An 802-nucleotide genomic window follows, 5' to 3' on the forward strand; every position below is an offset into this window, starting at 1 on the left:
GTTCCGCGACGAGCATTGGCAATTTTTTGACCTGCTCGATGCCAAGTGCACCTGACATTTCGAGTGGCCGTACGTTGTAGCCGGGCAGGACGAACCGGAACGACTCTTTGAACGGATCGTCGCTTTTTTCGCCACAGACACGGTTGAACTTCGGAAGGTTCCGGGTCCAGCCGTGCGCGCGCAGCGACAGCAAAATGTGGTGCAACTCCTCGTCGTCGGTGCTGATCAGGCCACCTTCCATCGTCGAGATGTGATGTGAAAAGAACGAGCTGTAGCTGCCCATCAGGCCGAAAGTGCCGGCTTGCTTGCCTTCGAAGGTTGCGCCGAGCGACTCGCAGTTGTCTTCGATCAGCGAGATCTTCTTGTCGCCGATGATGGATTTGATGCGCGCGAAGTTGTTCGGATTGCCGAGCAGGTTGACGGCCATGATCAGGCGGGTGTTGCCGGTGACGGCCTTTTCCAGTGCATCGAGGTCGTAGTTCAAGGTTTCGAGATCGATATCAACGAATTTGATCTTCAGGCCGTACTGGTATAGCGGGTAATAGGTTGTGCTCCAGGACACGGCGGGAACGATCACTTCGTCGCCCGGCTTGAGTGCAATCGCGTCGTTCTTGGAATAAAAAAGCGCCGCGACCATTAACAGGTTGGCCGACGAACCGGAATTCACCATCACGCAATGTTTGACACCGAGGTAGCTTGCGAATTGTTTTTCGAATTCGAACACCTTGGGTCCCATGGTGAACATGCCTGAGGTGATGACCTCTTGCAGTGCAGCGTATTCGGCTTGGTCCCAGGTGGCAGT

1 protein-coding gene is annotated in these 802 nt (G+C 55.0%); it reads right to left on the reverse strand.

Features of this window, described 5'->3' with window-relative positions; genetic code table 11:
• The coding region (locus AC1DWI_RS25075; protein WP_477726170.1) for a DegT/DnrJ/EryC1/StrS family aminotransferase at positions 1 to 802 on the reverse strand (802 nt) is incomplete at both ends.

Source organism: Polaromonas sp. P3_C2, from assembly GCF_056402675.1.